The following is a 15,960-nucleotide window of genomic DNA, read 5'->3' on the forward strand; positions in this document are numbered from 1 at the left end:
TCACCCCCGCACAAGGCTGTTTTGTAATTTTGCAATGGAAGCTTTTACACTTCTGTCATATACATCATCACCTACGGTCAAGACGAAACCGCCGATCAAAGACGGGTCCTTTCTAAGCCGCAGTTCTACGCCTGTTTTATGATATTTTTGGCAGATCATGTTTTTGATGTCCGTAAGCCTTTTTTCATCCGGCTTAGTGACATAAGAAAAGACTGCCGTAGCTACTTCTTTTTTGTCTAAAACTATTTCATCATAGGATTCAAAAATGTCATAGACGCTGTCTGCCTCACCATTGTCAGAGACAACCTTCAAAAAGCTTTGTACCGGTCCCGGAATCACCTTCTCAATGACCGCATGCTTTTCTTTTCGTGAGACTACCGGGCTTGCCAGTGCAGCCACCAGTTCGGGGCATTCACAGCACAGCCTTTTTGTCTCGTTGATGTACTCTTCCGGGATTGCCAAGTCAAATAATACCTTTGCATAGTTATCCGTCAGCCCGTTCATTTGCCTGCACCCGCTTCCTTCAAAAAGTCATCCAGGATCTTCTCATTGGCCGCCTGGTCCACATTTTCCTGAATTACCTTAGAAGCTGCCGCAATGGCCATTCCCGCAATCTCATTCTGGATTCCCTGTATCGCTTTCTCTTTTTGCGTCTCAATGGTTTTATTTGCGTCCGCAATAACCTTGGATGCTTCTTCATTGGCATCCTTTAATATCCGCTGATATTCTTCTTTACCTCTTTCCTTGGCCGTCTTTACGATCCGCGCTGCCTCCTGGTTGGCATTCTTAAGTTCGCCTTCGTATTTCTCTTTTAACAGCCCCGCCTGGGTATTTTTTTGTTCTGCATCCTGGATCTGTCCGTTTATCATCTGTTCTCTCTTCTCGATCATTCCCATAACGGGCTTAAAAAGGATCTTTTTTAAGATCAGAAAAAATACAATAAGGTTCACAAACGTCCACAGGAGTCCTGAGTTAAATGATAACACCTACACCGCCTCCAAGCTTTTTAAAGTACAAACATGATAATAATCGCAACAACCAGACCATAAATGGCTGTGGATTCTGCCAGTGCACATCCCAATAATAAGGTCTTATTGATCTCTCCAGTTGCCTCCGGCTGTCTTGCGATCGCATCTGTCGCACCTGATGTTGCGATACCGATACCAATTCCTGCTCCAATTCCTGATAATACTGCAATTCCTGCTCCTAATGCTACTAATGACATAATCTACATCTCCTTAAACTATTATTTTTCACTTAATTTGTTCCTTTGTTTTAATCCATCAGTTCCTTCATAAAGATCGCTGTCAGGAAAACAAAGACATACATCTGAATCAATCCATCAAAAACGTCAAAATAAAAACTGAATGGGATCGGCACTAAAATCGGTGCCACGATCTTCAAAAGTTCCATGATGACAAACCCGCCGAGGATATTTCCGAAAAGCCGCATACACAATGACAACGGCCTTATAAAGACTTCCAGCACATTGAGCGGCGCGATAAACGGAACCGGCTCCGCGAAGCTTTTTATGAATCCTTTTAAACCTTTTTGGCGGATCCCTGAAAACTCGATCAGGATAATACTCATGATTGCCAGCCCTGCTGTCACATTGATGTCCTTTGTCGGCGGCGTCAGTCCAACCAAACCGCTCAGATTGGAAAGGCCGAGATAAATACCGACTGTCGCAAGATATGGGATATAACCTTTTCCTTCATCCCCGAGAATCCCATGGAAAAACCCGTACACCCCTCCGACGACCGTCTCGATGCAGGCCTGCCTTCTTGTGGGGACGATCTGAAGATTTCTCACAAAAATCAGACATAATACGATGACAAAAGCCATAATGCCCCACGTGACCACAACCGACTGCGGCACTGGGATCCCGCCGAAGATAGGAATGGTAAATGCTGTCTTGCTCACAAGCTCTTCCATCAACTTCTCCGATAAACTCATCGAACGCTCCTCCTTTCCTAAATTTGTAGTGAGTATAATACTCTGGATTTGCTTTGTCAATTCTAAAAATCAACCTATTTTTTTGGTATTTTTTCTATAAAAATTACTTTTTTGCCACTTGAAAAATATTTTTTGTTGGTCCTTCCAATTTCTATTGTGCACTTCTTCCATTTTAATTTGTATTTACCCGGATTTATTGTGCATGTTATACCACCTTTAAGCTACCAACAAAAAAGAGGTCAGATAATCCGATTTCTTCTTATTAAAAGAAGTTCCTATTTCTGGCCTCGATTTTCCCGGTTCCTGCCCAGTTCCTTGTCTTCTGATTCTTAGTATATGCAGCCCGATTAAAACTGATAATTCACTATTCAATTACAATTATCTGATACTTTCCAAAATCATAAATAATGGCCTGTAAACCTCTGTTCTGCAGTTCGCATCAACTCCATTTCGCTCACAACATCACTCTCATACGGATATGACCTTACCTGCTCTTCAAACCTTCTCTTTATTTTCTCCGCTTTTTCCACATCCCTTTCAAATAGCAGCACGTATACATATTGGGTCCGGATCACAGACGGGAAGTTCTTCATGGCCTGCATGAATTTTCTTTGCTGCCTGTCCCGCATATAGTCTATCCATTCCCGGCCGCTGCCCTTTATAAGTTCACAATAGATCCTGTCACAGATCAGCAGACTGCGGTGCAGGCCCGCAATCCCAGACTCCATACGAAGCAGATGCTCTATTAATTGTTCTGCCTCATCAAACTTATGTGCATCCATCATACGGTTTGCGGCGCTGACACCCATGACAGCAGTCATACTGTTTCGCATCTCCTCATCGGACGGTACACGAAACCACTCTTCCGGCATATCCTTTATACGGATTCCGTTGGTATTCTGTTCATTGATCTTCAGCTGTGTCCAAAAGGACCTCACGGCCTCAGGATTTTCTCCCAATGAAACTGCATTGAACCCATCGTTATCTGCGCTGCTAAAATGGATAGGAATCCCATTAAGAAATGCACAGACAAAACCGACAAGGCTTGTAATTAGTAAAAACGCAGATAAAAACGGCCCGGTTTTAAAGAAAATACAGCCTCCTAGGAGAATCAGAGCAAAGACCGTGTTCATAATGCAGCCTCCAAGGTGATATAAGATAAACGGTATCTTCCCTCCTTCCATATCGGGAGGACTCATCAGACATTGTCCACCCGTCCCTGCAAGAGACAGTCTTTTCAAATGTATCCCCTGACGGTTCTTGATCCAGATCAGGTTTCCAATCCGGAACGACGAAAACCGATAGCCGCTGAGCAGGCCGAATACAAGATGACCGAATTCATGGATGAGAATCTGGACAAAAAATCCTGTGTACAGAAAAATAACTGATGCCATCAATACCATGGCATATCCCCCAGACGTCATCTTCATCTCCGAGAACGTTTTCATACAGTCAGCCGCCAAGGCCCCATACAAGACCGCCATCAATAAAAAGAGTACTGCTCCGGCTCTTCGCAGCCACAAAATTATTTTCTTTTGATCTTTATCAAACATGGCCTTTCTCCATAGTCAAGCCATCAGAATTCTCATCTTCTATAATAATTTTAATTGCTGAACACTTTCCTCCGTTGCATCGGCTCTCCGATACGCTGCACGCAGCCACCCCCAGACACACATCCATAAGCGCCTTGAGGACCACTTTGTCTCCTTAGAAACTGGCGCCTCAACGGAAATACTGCCGTCCCTGCGGATTCTGGTGCACATAAACAGGTTGACCGGCGTGATGCCTGTCCTGTGTCTGTTTAAACTGTTGTTAATATGATCCAGACAATTTGAATGGCCTTTTCCGTTTCCGTAAAAAAACTCATACATTTCCTCCCGGCAGCACGGGTGGATCAGATCATGTTCCCCTACATCATCAGCCACAAGCTGAAACATTGGACGGTAAAGATTCGTGTAAATCGTATCGCCTACATTCAGCCGCAGCGACTCATTGCAGTCGATGGTCACTCCGGCTGACAAATATTCATTTGGGTTCTGCCCTGCCTCCGCAAAGAAATCAGCAACCTGCTCCCCTTCTATGTCAATGACCGTGATAAACTGGCCTTCTTTTACATGAATCGCTGCCCCGCTGCAGGCGCTGACTAAATACTCACTTCTCATATGCATCTTCTCCTCCGTCTATTCTCTTTTTCTATATCTTATCACAGCTATGAGGATGTTTCATGGTAACTCTCCATAACAGGTACAAATTGGGCAAACCCACCTCACCACCCGCTCACTCTTTGAGGGGCTTGGCAACTTTGCGCGCCAAATGCGATTTGACGCAGTCAAATAAATTCCTTACGCATTTGTGTGCATACTGCCCACAGGGCTTTTTTATGTCATAGGAGGTTCCGTAGGAATTTCCTATGACATAAAAAAGCACATCATTTTCAGATGTGCTTTTAAACTCGTATTCTGTTAATACAATCTTGACTGCCCGTAAGCTATAATGCGGATGACAGGAATCGAACCTGCACTCCGAAGAACTAGATCCTAAGTCTAGCGCGTCTGCCAGTTCCGCCACATCCGCATAAAAAATGTCATCTATCATAAATTGTATAGATGACGAAGTGAGCGTGCGGGGATTCGAACCCCGGACAACTTGATTAAAAGTCAAGTGCTCTACCACCTGAGCTACACACCCATACTGGGCTAGCTGGATTCGAACCAGCGAATGCAGCAGTCAAAGTGCTGTGCCTTACCGCTTGGCGATAGCCCATTATCTCCAGGAAATCCAGTAATCCTGTAAATAGATAATAAAAAAGGGTGGGTAATGGGATTCGAACCCACGGCCTCCAGAGCCACAATCTGGCGCGCTAACCAACTGCGCTATACCCACCATAAATATAAATTATTTCAAAAAGGCGAAATAAAAACGAGCCTGAGGGGATTCGAACCCATGACCTACGGCTTAGAAGGCCGTTGCTCTATCCAACTGAGCTACAGACTCATACATATAACTGTATATATGTTTGGCTTTGTAAAACCAAAGCGGGTGATGGGAATCGAACCCACGTGATCAGCTTGGAAGGCTGGAGTTCTACCATTGAACTACACCCGCAAAGTCGGGGTGACAGGATTCGAACCTGCGACCTCTTGATCCCAAATCAAGCGCTCTAGCCAAGCTGAGCCACACCCCGATATGTAATTCCTTCTTGAAAGACTTTCCAAAACTGCTTTTGTTTGGCTGCCGTCTTTCTCACAAGCAAGATTTATTATACTGGACAGGCGGACAAAAGTCAACATCTTTTTTATATTTTTTTAAAACTCCCGGAAACGGCTTAAATACTGGGCTTAAAGTATATTTAACCACAATGGATAACAAAATAATTTATATTTTTATTAAAAAAATAATGCAATAAATCTTTTTATTCAACAGAAAAATGCTTTTCTGGTAACATGAAAAAGAGGACATTCCTCACCAGAATGTCCTCTATAAGATTTTATTCTTCTTCCTCTTTTGCTGATAACTTTATATCATCTTCATCTTCAAAGAAATCATCATCAAAATCGTCATCGAAATCATCGTCAAAGTCTTCCATATAATCTGGAGTCAGATACTTATAGACTGCGTATGCAATTCCTGCTACCGCTGCGATCGCACCGATGATTGCCAGTGCCCAGACAATTTTATTATCTTCTTTGTCTTTCTTGTGCATAATGTCTGATACCTTTGCCGCACTTAGTAAATCGTCAAAACTTTTCATGTCATTCACCCTTTCTTATGTGTTTTTTTTATTATATCACTTATCCCGTTTCATTACTAATCTTTTTTCTATTTTTGCTCGGTTTTCTTTAATTTTGCAAAGGATGCGAACATCTTTTTTACACCATGCGATTCAAAGTCCACTGTCACCTCATAATCGCGTCCTCCAGAGACAATTTCCTTGACTGTTCCAGCACCAAATTTGATATGGCTGACCCGGTCCCCTACGCCGTAAGAAAGAGAATCAGATTTTGGTTCTGCAAATTGCCGTTTCTGGAATGGCTTTCTGAACTGGGTCCTCCGGTTGGAAGAAAAAATATCATGATCCGGCCGCTTATCGTTTAAATTCACACCGTAATCCAGCTTTAAGAGCTCCTGAGGGATCTCATCGATGAAACGGGAGACTTTATTAAACTGCGTCCTTCCCTGCATCATTCTGCGCTTTGCGGCGCTAAGATAAAGCTTTTCTTTGGCCCTGGTGATCCCGACATAACAAAGCCGCCTCTCCTCCTCCAGTTCTTCCTGATCCTCAGAAATGATCGTCATATAGCTCGGAAAGATCCCGTCTTCCATACCGCTGATAAATACATATGGAAACTCCAGTCCCTTGGCACTATGCAGCGTCATCAAAATCACCCGGTTATCTGAATCTTCCAGATTGTCAATATCCGCCACTAAAGCAATTTCTTCCAAAAGACCGGAAAGTGTCGGTTCCTCCGCTGTCTCTTCATAAGCCACGATCTTATTTAAAAGTTCGTTGATATTCTCGATTCTAGCCAGCGCTTCCTCCGTACCCTCAGCTTCCAGTCCTTTTACATATTCAGTCTCATCCACGATATAGTGGAACAGGTCTTCCAGGCTGCCTTTTTGTGCCTGCTCCCTAAAATCAGAAATAATTCCGGCAAACTTCTCAATCTTCTTTTTGGCATTGGCAAGAGTTTCAATCTGCCTTGCGTCAAAACAGGCATCCAGAAAGCTTATATTCTGCTCAATGGCATATGTCTGGACCTTATCGATGGTAGTTGCCCCGATACCTCTTCTCGGCACGTTGATGATCCTCTTCACTGCCAGGTCGTCAAGGCCGTTGTCTACCGCTTTCAGATAGGAGATGACGTCTTTTACTTCTTTCCTCTGGTAGAAATTGGTCCCTCCCACGATTCGGTATGGAATATTCTTGATCATAAATTTCTCTTCAAATATACGGGACTGTGCGTTAGTCCGATACAGAATCGCGATGTTTTTGTACTCCACACCTTCCTTTGCCAGGCGGCCGATCTCTTCCACGATCTGTCCCGCCTCTTCATATTCTGTCCCATACTGGTGAAATACAATCGTATCTCCGTCATCATTTTCTGTCCAGAGCGCTTTTTCTTTCCGGCCCTTATTATTTCTGATGACTTCATTGGCGGCATTCAGAATGTTTTTTGTGGACCGGTAATTCTGCTCCAGCTTAATCACTGCCGCATCTGGAAATACTCCTTCAAAGTTTAAAATATTTTTGATATTTGCTCCGCGGAACTTATAGATAGACTGATCATCGTCACCCACCACACACAGATTTCCGTACTTTCTAGCCAACATACTGATCAGCTGGAACTGGATCGTATTTGTGTCCTGGTACTCATCTACCATGATATAACGGAACCGTTCCTGGTAATAGTCCAGTATTTCCGGCTGGAACTGGAACAACTCCACTGTCTTAAATAAGAGATCATCAAAATCCAGGGCATTGTTTGCTTTCAGCTGCTTCTGATACTCTTTGTAGATTTCTGCGATCTTTTTCTTCTTAAAATCATAGTTATACCGGGTCTCATATTCTCCCGGTGTCATAAATTCGTCTTTTGCGGATGAGATAGCGTTCATGATCGAACGCTCCGGCATGGCCTTGGTATCAACTTTAAACTGCTTGCAGATCCCCCGGATCAAAGACTTCTGGTCATCACTGTCATAGATCGTGAAGCTGTTGTCATAGCCCAGTTTGTCAATGTGCCTCCTCAATATGCGGACACATGTGGAATGGAATGTACTGACCCAGATATGCTCCCCTCCGGAACCAACCAGAGCATCCACTCTCTCTCTCATTTCCTTTGCCGCTTTGTTCGTAAATGTAATAGCCATGATGTGGTAGGGATTCACTCCCTCTTCTATCAGATATGCGATTCTGTGAGTCAGAACCCTTGTCTTGCCTGAGCCTGCGCCGGCCAGCAGAAGCAGAGGCCCTTCCGTACAAAATACGGCTTCCCGCTGCTGTTCGTTTAATGTATCATATATGCTCATATGTAATATCCTTTCTTGCTCCTGTTCTACTTCTGTTTAACCTTCCTTTCCGGTAAGACTATCTATCATTATACTACATCCAGATGAAAAAAGAAGCGATAAATATGTATCGTAACCACTTGTCATATAGTATAAAAGACCGTATAATGTAGTTATCATACAATCAAGGAGGACGATGTATGGAAGATTTGAAAAACAAGCTTTCCGAATGGCTGGAATTAGACTATATTCTTCCGGAAGATATCCCGAATATCGACCTGTATATGGACCAGATCACGACATTTATGGACACAGAATTAAAAAATTCCACACGCTTCGAGGGCGATAAGATCTTTACCAAAACCATGATAAATAATTATTCCAAAAATGATCTGTTGCCGCCTTCCAGCAAAAAGAAGTATTCCAGAAATCATATGATTCTTTTAATATATATTTATTATCTAAAAAACTTTATGTCCATTTCCGACATAAAGTCTCTGCTGGCTCCGTTAAAGGATCATTTTTATGACGATGACAGGGAGCTTTCGTTTTATGATATCTACGAAGAGATCTATCAGCTGGAACATGGACAAAAACCAGTGATCAAAGAATCCGTCGGTGAGGATCTGGAAAAGGCCAAGGAATCCTTTTCCTTTGTAAAAGATAAAGAAGACCGGGAACTGCTTCAGACCTTTTCTTTTATTACACTTCTCTGCTATGACATCTACGCAAAAAAACAGCTGATCGAAAAGATGATCGACAATCTGTATACCTTTGATCCAGAGGAAGATAAAAAAGACAAAAAAAAGAAGAAATAGACTGCCGTCTATTTCTTCATTCTTTTAAATACCAGATCGTACCCGTCACTTCCATAGTTTAGAGAACGGTTCACCCTGCTGATGGTAGCCGTGGATGCGCCAGTCTTCTCCGCCACTTCCAGATAGGTATGCTTTTCCCTGAGCATTGAGGCTACTTCAAAGCGCTGTGCCAGGGATTCCAGCTCATTCACCGTGCATAAATCCTCAAAAAAAGTGAAACACTCTTCCTGCGTCTCCAACGTAAGGATCGCCTGAAACAGCCGTTTCGCGGCCTCTGTTTTTATCTTTTTGCTCATAATCTGCTGCTCCTTTTCCTGCTTCGACATCTCGATGCTTAATTAGTTTTAATATACAACATCAGTGCGTTAAAGTAAAGAAGAATTGCACCGTTTTTTTGATTCCGCATATTCTATTAAATAAAGTATTTTTTAGGAGTTTTTATGAGAGTAAAAAAACTTGCTGCCGTCTTTCTGTCTTCTGTCATGGCCCTGGGTGCACTTTCCGGCTGCCAGACATCCAAATCCGAAGAAAAGACAAAAAAACTCACCAAGGTGACCTTAAATGAAGTCACCCACTCCGTCTTTTATGCCCCACAGTATGTAGCCATTGAAAAAGGCTATTTCAAAGATGAGGGCATCGAACTCAAAGTCGATACAGGATTCGGAGCAGACAAGAGCATGACTGCCTTGATCTCCGGAAACGCGGATATCGGTTTTATGGGACCGGAAGCCAGCATCTACCAGTACAATGAAGGAAACCAGGACTATGCGGTCAACTTTGCCCAGCTGACCCAGCGTGCAGGAAACTTCCTCGTTTCCAGAAAAAAGATCAAAAACTTCTCATGGAATGACGTCAAAGGAAAAGAACTGATCGGCGGACGAAAAGGCGGAATGCCTCAGATGATCCTGGAATATGTTCTCAAGAAAAAGAACATTGACCCGAAAAAGGACGTAAAAATGGTTCAGAACATTGACTTTGCCAACACCTCCGGTGCATTTTCCGGCGGAACCGGGGACTTTACGGTTGAATTTGAGCCCAATGCCACAGCTCTCGAAAAACAGGGGGCCGGATACGTCGTCGCATCTCTCGGAGTGGAGAGCGGTTTTGTCCCTTACACAACGTATTGCGCTAAAAAAAGCTATATCAAAAAGAATCCAAAAATCATTCAGGGCTTTACCAATGCCATTAAAAAAGGCCAGGAGTATGTAAACAGCCACTCTCCGAAAGAGATTGCAGCCGTCATCGGGGAACAGTTCCCTGATGTTTCCAAAAACGATCTGATTACGATCATCAAACGTTACAAAGACCAGGATACCTTTAAAGATAATCCGGTATTTAGCAAAGACGGCTTTGCGCTTCTCCAGGATATCTTAAAAAATGCAGGTGAGCTGGATGACACCGTGCCGTTTGATAAGCTGGTGGATAACAACTTTGCCGAAAAAGCAAAATAACACTTACCTGTTACCTATCTTCAGAAAAAATGGACCGCAGACGATAAAAGATCATCATCTGCGGCCCATTCTTTTTCTGTCAATTTCTAAGCAGTCCGTTTCTGCTTACTCACCAGCATGGCGGCTGCAAACAGCGCCAGAACAAACCCTGCCTGGATCAGGATTCCCTGCAGAACAGGCCATATATGGCTCATATCCATTACTTCCAGCTGGTCAATCAGCTTATTTGATTTAATATACCAGTAAGTGGGAATGAATCTTGATACTGTCAGCACTGATTTCCCCATGTATTCTATTGGTACAAAAACCCCGCCTAAAAAGGCACTTCCCAATGACACAACATTTACCACTCCCTGCAGTGCATCGTCGTTGGTCACAAGCAGCCCTACAAGGAAGGACACTCCCGCTGCCACCCCCATGAAAACCAGACTGTTCAGCATAAACAGCCAGATATTTCCCTGGAAGATCTCGTTTCGGTACATCACTACTGCCAGCAGAACAAACAACAGCCAGCAGCCCACGGATGTGGTCAGCGTACCCAGAGCTAGCTGAAAATTCCTGGACTTATCCGTATCCGCAGAACACTGGTTTCTTCTCCGGATATCCTTTTTAAAGAAGACCATAAATACCGGACTCACCGCCACAGTGATCATAGCGATAAAAATATAGGCAAGATACTGGAAATAAAATGCGGTACTGCTCTGTTCTCCTGCTTTTTTGCTTCCCGCAAGGCTGATATCCACCGATGACTTTAATGTATTCTCTGCCCTTGAAACGGCCTGCTGCTCTGAGAATCCTGCCGCTAAATAACTCCTCACCATCTTCGTAAACTTACCTACCTGCTGGTCGATCATATAGCCGCTGGTGGAATTCGGCACCTTTACATTTTTAATTTCAGCCTTTTTATTCCCGCTTAACAGGCTGTCCCCGAATCCCTCCGGAAGGATCAGGATGTATTCTACATTTCTGTAAAACAGTTCATCCTGCATTGTCCTCTTGTCATCTTTCATAACTTTCACATTCTGCTCTTTTGAGAGGAAGTCTTTCAAAGCTTTGGATATGGTGCTCTGATCGTGATCCACAATACCTACCTCTATTTTTGTGGCCTTAAATCCGGTGTCACTGCTCCTTCCAAAGTTGGAGAACATAATGGTCAGCGCAATAAAAACAGATCCATAGACCACCATTGAAAGTTTTTTGCTCCTGACAATCTTAAAAAAACATTTAAATACTTGCATATTTTTTCCTCCTCATCATGAAAAAGCTTCCGAGGCAGAGCAGCATAGAAATGACCGCCAGTGAAATCAAGCTTCTGAGATAGACTGTCAGATCATCATATATATTCAGACTGTAAAAGCAGTCTGTGATCAAGGCCGCCGGATTGATCCTGTTGAAGACCGGAAGATTTTTTTCTACGATATCTTTCATATTTCCAACCATCAGTCCGCTGAAAAAACAAAACAGCATACTGATGCCCACGCAGAGTCCGCTTTTTGTATCTCTGGCCATCCTTCCGGCACAACCGATAAACATTCCCATTGACACCCCTGTGACACAGCCAAAAAATCCCGCCAATAGTATACGTCCTGCCTGGTTTCCCAGATCGATCTTCAAGATCAGCCACATATAGCCGATGGCCACAAGGAAAGCTAAAAACTGCACTGTGACACCTACAAGGAAGTCTGCCGCCGTACTCTTCAGTTTTCCAGTTGGAGACACTGCTTTTCTGGCTGCGATATCCGACAAGTTGGCCTGGGCGTGAAGGGCACTCTGAAGCCCGAGAAAACATCCATACAGACACACCATGGCAAGCAGCGCATAAAAATACTGCACCATCATATTGGCGTCTTCATTTCCAAGACTGATCTGCCTGTTCTCCACCATATCCTGTGACATGGCTTTCACCAGTTTTTGCATTCCTTCCGGATGTTCCTTCATGGTCTGTTCTACCATCTTGCTCATTTGGATATATTGGTCGCTGACCTCTTTTAAAATCGTCTGGTTCACGCCGTTTTCCTTGACTGTCAGCCTTACATTGTCTCCCAGAGTATAAAAACCGTCGATTTTTTCATCCTTGAGCAGTTTTTTCGCTTCCTTCAAGGTCGTATTCCTGACTTTCAGCAGCTGGTCATCACCCTTTTTAGACAGCTGCGCTGCAACTTCCTTAAAACCCTCTGCATTTTTTGTGGCCTTCATCTCCACAACCGCTACCGGAACGGGTTCCAGCTTCTCTGACTCCTTCAAAAGATTCCCAAATGCAAAATAAAAGAGTGTCGCCAGTATGAGAGGAAACGCAAAACACCAGAAAATAGCCGATTTATTTCTTATGGATGATTTGAAATGATATTTAAATAAATGCCAAAACATATTCTCGCCCCCTAATCCCTCAGCTGTTTTCCTGTGATCTCCAGGAATACGTCATTTAATGTGGGAAGCTCCGAGTATACTCTTCCAAAAGATATCTCCCTGTCAGACAGATATCCCAGAAGATTGACCAGATTATGGCTTCCTCCGCTACACTGCACATACAGCTTTCTGTCAGAATATTTTGCCTGGAATACATGCTTCATATTTTGAATCGCCTGCAGGTCTTTCTCCTTTAGGTCAAAGACATCTACCGTAATTTTTTCTCCCATCTTGATCATCTGTTTCAATTCTTCCTTTGTTCCAATGGCCAGCGGCCGCCCCTTATCCATGATCAGAATCCTGCTGCAGATCTGTTCCACTTCCTCCATGTAATGAGAGGTATAAATAACAGTTGTCCCCTGCCGGTTTAATTCCAGTATTCCCTCCAGGATCTTATTTCGGCTCTGTGGGTCTACAGCCACCGTAGGCTCATCCAGGAAAATCAGTTTTGGCTTATGTGCAATGCCGCAGGCAATGTTAAGGCGTCTTAGAAGACCTCCTGACAGCTTTGGGGGATAAAACTTGCGGAATTCATCCAACTCTACAAACTGGATGGCCTCCTCCACGAGTTTTTTTCTCTCCTTTTTATCTCTCACATACAGCCCACAGAAATAATCAATGTTCTCAAAGACTGTCAGTTCATCAAAAACTGCCACATTCTGCATGACCACACCAATCTCTCTTTTACTGTCATAAGAGTCAGCCTCCATCGGTTTTCCGAAAACCTTTATTTCCCCCTTGTCATAGGACAGAAGACCCAGGATACAGTTGATCGCTGTTGTCTTACCTGAACCATTCGGCCCAAGAAGCCCAAATACTTCTCCCTCCCTGACTTCCATATTCAAATGATCCAAAGCCACCAGGTCTTTATAGCGTTTCACAAGATTTTTTATTTCAATGATAGATTGTTCCATAACTCCACCCCTTTCTTTTGTTATCTTTACTATAGCGGATCTCATCCACTTACTACAGTGCCGTTTGTCAAGAAAGAAGATGACATTTGTCATATCCTACGATAGTTTTTCTTCATTGTCTCCAGTCGACTCTGAAAAGGCCTCCTTACGACAATGAAGAAAAACTATCGTAGAAGATATCTTCTATTTTCTGGTGACCGCCTCTTTGTCATCTAGAAAAGTAACTGTCAAAAATGTACGAAAGTTATTTATCACTATCGGAGAAGTGCATTTTAAAACACGGTGTGCCCTATACAAATGACATATTCCACATGATATCCGTTCGGCTCTTAAAATATCTCACTCCAATCATGTAGAAAATGGACGTAATGTCTGCTGGAGAAGGGCTTCTGTCAAAAAAAGGTGCCACTTTTCGAAAGTTATTCACCACTATTGGAGGAGCGCATTTCAAAAGCGCGACGGAAATAGTGGTGAATAACTCATTCCCTTCGGGTGGACGTGCTTCGCACGATAAGGTATACCCTCTGGGGCATACCGCATTTTATACCCTTCGGGTGGACGTGCTTCGCACGATAAGGTATAATATTTTAAGTGACTTTTGTTTTAGGAGGGCGTTATGTCCGTACTCATAGATAAATCTATTTTATTATTATTTACCATTCCTCTTCTCCTGCGGGAGAGTGGTATGGTGCCTGTCATTGCGTTTTTGACTGGGTTTACTGCTTCTTGCGTTCTTTCCCTGAAAGATCATGAGAAGCTGTCTCTATCTGTCTCATGTATGTATGGCATTCTCAGTATATCATTTCCTTCTTTTGAGTTGTTTCTTCCTCTGTTTTGTTATGACTGTACACGGACCAGCCGGAAGTTTTCCGGGGCACTTCTCGTTTTGTGTTCCATTCCCTTTCTGACGTCCCACCCGCTGTTTCTTCGTATGGGGCTGATCCTCAATCTTTTGCTCTCCATTTTTTTATCTGTACGCACACAGAAACTGGACGGCATGAGGGAAGAATTCAAAAAATTAAGGGATGACAGCACGGAGCTGAATCTGCTGCTTAATAAAAAGAACCGATATCTGTTGGAAAAACAGGAAACAGAAATACACCTTGCAACTCTGAAAGAGCGGAACAGAATCGCAAGAGAAATCCATGACAATGTGGGACACATGCTCTCACGGTCCATTCTTCAGCTTGGTGCACTGAAGGCTCTCAACCAGGACCCTGCTCTTTCTCTGCCGCTTTCTGAGCTGCATAAGACGCTGAACACAGCCATGGACAGTATCCGTACAAGCGTGCACGGGCTTCAGGAATCTTCCGTCAGCCTCCATGACACTGTATCGGAGATCAGTCGGGGATATCCAGATTATAATGTTGATTTTGTCTACGATATCTCAGATTCTCCCCCGCAGAATCTCCAATACTGTTTTGCGGCCATCATCAAAGAAGCATTTACAAATACGTCAAAACACAGCAATGCCAGGCATATCCGCCTTGTCCTGAGAGAACATCCATCCTTCTATCAGCTGCTGTTTGAAGACGATGGAACGATCGAGCCCGGCTCCTACTCGTCCGGCATGGGGTTATCGAATATGAAAGAACGGATCGAATCATTTCACGGAACGATTCATATTTCATATGAACATGGTTTTAAAATATTTATCACAGTTCCGCACAATACATCATCTTATCAACTGGGAGGTAATACATGAATATCATTATCATCGATGACGACAAGCTTGTTTCATCTTCTTTAAAAACCATATTGGAGACGTCTCCAGATATCATGGTCAAGGCTTTAGGATCAGATGGGACAGAAGCGATTTCTCTATATGACACCTACCGCCCCGATGTACTGTTGATGGATATAAGGATGAACGGCATGACCGGCATAGAGGCTGCGAGAGAGATCCGCAGAAAGCATCCCGATGCTAAGATCCTGTTCCTAACCACGTTTTCCGATGATGAGTATATCATCGATGCTCTGAATATCGGCGCCAAAGGCTACATTCTGAAACAGGATTTTGAAAGCATTCTTCCCGCCCTTCATGCCGTAGAAAATGGCCAGAATGTATTTGGCAATGAAATCATCTCAAAAATACCGGATCTCATTGCAAGCAGACAGCAGTTTTCTTATTCTGATTACGGCATCAATGCAAAAGAGCTCCGGCTCATAGAATACATAGCAAAAGGCATGAGCAATAAAGAAATATCTGAATGCCTTTATTTGAGTGAGGGAACCATACGAAATTATCTCAGTGTTATCCTCGACAAGCTGGAATTAAGAGACCGGACCCAGCTTGCCATTTTCTACTACCAGCACAGATAGCCGGTCCTTTCATAAGGCCGGAAAGACAGGCAAAACTTGACACCTGGCCGTATGACTAGTAAAATTATCGTAACCACATATACTATA

At 43.4% G+C, this 15,960-nt stretch carries 16 protein-coding genes and 7 tRNA genes; 4 read left to right on the forward strand and 19 right to left on the reverse strand.

Translation table 11 applies throughout. The annotated features are described in order from the left end of the window. The 15 genes from atpH to pcrA all read right to left on the reverse strand — a co-directional run bounded on the left by atpH (position 1) and on the right by pcrA (position 7,983). Positions 1-504, reverse strand: a complete 504-nt coding sequence (gene atpH / locus AR1Y2_RS11975) for an ATP synthase F1 subunit delta (protein WP_137329162.1) — start codon at positions 502-504, stop codon at positions 1-3. Then, complete coding sequence (gene atpF, locus AR1Y2_RS11980; protein ID WP_137329163.1) at positions 501-986, reverse strand: F0F1 ATP synthase subunit B; 486 nt, start codon at positions 984-986, stop codon at positions 501-503. The genes atpH and atpF overlap by 4 nt, the downstream gene beginning before the upstream one ends. 20 nt (positions 987-1,006) lie before the next feature. After that, positions 1,007-1,225: an ATP synthase F0 subunit C gene (atpE, locus tag AR1Y2_RS11985; RefSeq protein WP_006568949.1), complete on the reverse strand. Its 219-nt coding sequence runs from the start codon at positions 1,223-1,225 to the stop codon at positions 1,007-1,009. A gap of 50 nt (positions 1,226-1,275) precedes the next feature. Then, positions 1,276-1,956: a F0F1 ATP synthase subunit A gene (locus AR1Y2_RS11990; RefSeq protein ID WP_137329164.1), complete on the reverse strand. Its 681-nt coding sequence runs from the start codon at positions 1,954-1,956 to the stop codon at positions 1,276-1,278. Positions 1,957-2,354: 398 nt separating this feature from the next. Continuing rightward, positions 2,355-3,509, reverse strand: a complete 1,155-nt coding sequence (locus tag AR1Y2_RS11995) for a M50 family metallopeptidase (RefSeq protein WP_137329165.1) — start codon at positions 3,507-3,509, stop codon at positions 2,355-2,357. Positions 3,510-3,548: 39 nt separating this feature from the next. Continuing rightward, positions 3,549-4,118, reverse strand: coding sequence for an urea carboxylase-associated family protein (locus AR1Y2_RS12000; RefSeq protein WP_330576905.1), 570 nt, complete (start codon positions 4,116-4,118; stop codon positions 3,549-3,551). A gap of 332 nt (positions 4,119-4,450) precedes the next feature. Then, positions 4,451-4,530 (reverse strand) — tRNA-Leu (locus AR1Y2_RS12005). 41 nt (positions 4,531-4,571) lie between these two features. Further along, positions 4,572-4,644 (reverse strand) — tRNA-Lys (locus AR1Y2_RS12010). Between the two features lie 3 nt (positions 4,645-4,647). Beyond that, a tRNA-Gln gene (locus AR1Y2_RS12015) sits at positions 4,648-4,719 on the reverse strand. A gap of 46 nt (positions 4,720-4,765) precedes the next feature. After that, positions 4,766-4,839: transfer RNA gene (locus AR1Y2_RS12020), tRNA-His, on the reverse strand. A gap of 37 nt (positions 4,840-4,876) precedes the next feature. Further along, positions 4,877-4,950, reverse strand: a tRNA-Arg gene (locus AR1Y2_RS12025). 40 nt (positions 4,951-4,990) lie between these two features. After that, positions 4,991-5,061 (reverse strand) — tRNA-Gly (locus tag AR1Y2_RS12030). 4 nt (positions 5,062-5,065) lie between these two features. Continuing rightward, positions 5,066-5,140: transfer RNA gene (locus tag AR1Y2_RS12035), tRNA-Pro, on the reverse strand. Between the two features lie 303 nt (positions 5,141-5,443). After that, entirely contained in the window at positions 5,444-5,707 is a 264-nt protein-coding gene (locus AR1Y2_RS12040; RefSeq protein ID WP_095142895.1) for a DUF4366 domain-containing protein, read from the reverse strand. Between the two features lie 68 nt (positions 5,708-5,775). Then, positions 5,776-7,983: a DNA helicase PcrA gene (gene pcrA, locus AR1Y2_RS12045; RefSeq protein ID WP_137329166.1), complete on the reverse strand. Its 2,208-nt coding sequence runs from the start codon at positions 7,981-7,983 to the stop codon at positions 5,776-5,778. Positions 7,984-8,162: 179 nt separating this feature from the next. Here pcrA and AR1Y2_RS12050 point away from each other — a divergent pair, with 179 nt between their 5' ends. After that, positions 8,163-8,780, forward strand: a complete 618-nt coding sequence (locus AR1Y2_RS12050) for a DUF1836 domain-containing protein (protein ID WP_137329167.1) — start codon at positions 8,163-8,165, stop codon at positions 8,778-8,780. Between the two features lie 8 nt (positions 8,781-8,788). Here the strand turns inward: AR1Y2_RS12050 and AR1Y2_RS12055 are convergent, their stop codons facing one another. Continuing rightward, on the reverse strand, positions 8,789-9,076 hold the full coding sequence (locus AR1Y2_RS12055) for a YerC/YecD family TrpR-related protein (RefSeq protein ID WP_137329168.1): 288 nt from the start codon (positions 9,074-9,076) through the stop codon (positions 8,789-8,791). 144 nt (positions 9,077-9,220) lie between these two features. Here AR1Y2_RS12055 and AR1Y2_RS12060 point away from each other — a divergent pair, with 144 nt between their 5' ends. Beyond that, positions 9,221-10,231 carry an ABC transporter substrate-binding protein gene (locus tag AR1Y2_RS12060; protein ID WP_137329169.1) on the forward strand — a complete coding sequence of 337 codons (1,011 nt, stop codon included), beginning with the start codon at positions 9,221-9,223 and terminating at the stop codon, positions 10,229-10,231. An 86-nt stretch (positions 10,232-10,317) separates the two neighbouring features. Here AR1Y2_RS12060 and AR1Y2_RS12065 read toward each other — a convergent pair whose 3' ends face one another. From AR1Y2_RS12065 to AR1Y2_RS12075, 3 genes are read right to left on the reverse strand one after another with little or no spacing between them, the layout of a single operon-like run. Next, complete coding sequence (locus tag AR1Y2_RS12065) at positions 10,318-11,469, reverse strand: ABC transporter permease (protein WP_137329170.1); 1,152 nt, start codon at positions 11,467-11,469, stop codon at positions 10,318-10,320. Continuing rightward, the gene (locus AR1Y2_RS12070) at positions 11,456-12,598 is read right to left on the reverse strand and encodes an ABC transporter permease (protein ID WP_137329171.1); all 1,143 of its coding nucleotides are present in this window, start codon (positions 12,596-12,598) and stop codon (positions 11,456-11,458) included. Before AR1Y2_RS12070 ends, AR1Y2_RS12065 begins: the two co-directional genes overlap by 14 nt. 11 nt (positions 12,599-12,609) lie before the next feature. After that, positions 12,610-13,551, reverse strand: coding sequence for an ABC transporter ATP-binding protein (locus tag AR1Y2_RS12075; protein ID WP_137329172.1), 942 nt, complete (start codon positions 13,549-13,551; stop codon positions 12,610-12,612). A 616-nt stretch (positions 13,552-14,167) separates the two neighbouring features. Between AR1Y2_RS12075 and AR1Y2_RS12080 the strand changes: the two genes are divergently transcribed. Both AR1Y2_RS12080 and AR1Y2_RS12085 read left to right on the forward strand, forming a co-directional pair. Further along, the gene (locus tag AR1Y2_RS12080; RefSeq protein WP_137329173.1) at positions 14,168-15,256 is read left to right on the forward strand and encodes a sensor histidine kinase; all 1,089 of its coding nucleotides are present in this window, start codon (positions 14,168-14,170) and stop codon (positions 15,254-15,256) included. Continuing rightward, positions 15,253-15,873, forward strand: coding sequence for a response regulator transcription factor (locus AR1Y2_RS12085; protein ID WP_137329174.1), 621 nt, complete (start codon positions 15,253-15,255; stop codon positions 15,871-15,873). The genes AR1Y2_RS12080 and AR1Y2_RS12085 overlap by 4 nt, the downstream gene beginning before the upstream one ends. The last annotated feature ends 87 nt before the right edge of the window (positions 15,874-15,960 follow it).

Origin of the sequence: Anaerostipes rhamnosivorans, assembly GCF_005280655.1 — a bacterium.
GTDB classification, from domain to species: domain Bacteria; phylum Bacillota; class Clostridia; order Lachnospirales; family Lachnospiraceae; genus Anaerostipes; species Anaerostipes rhamnosivorans.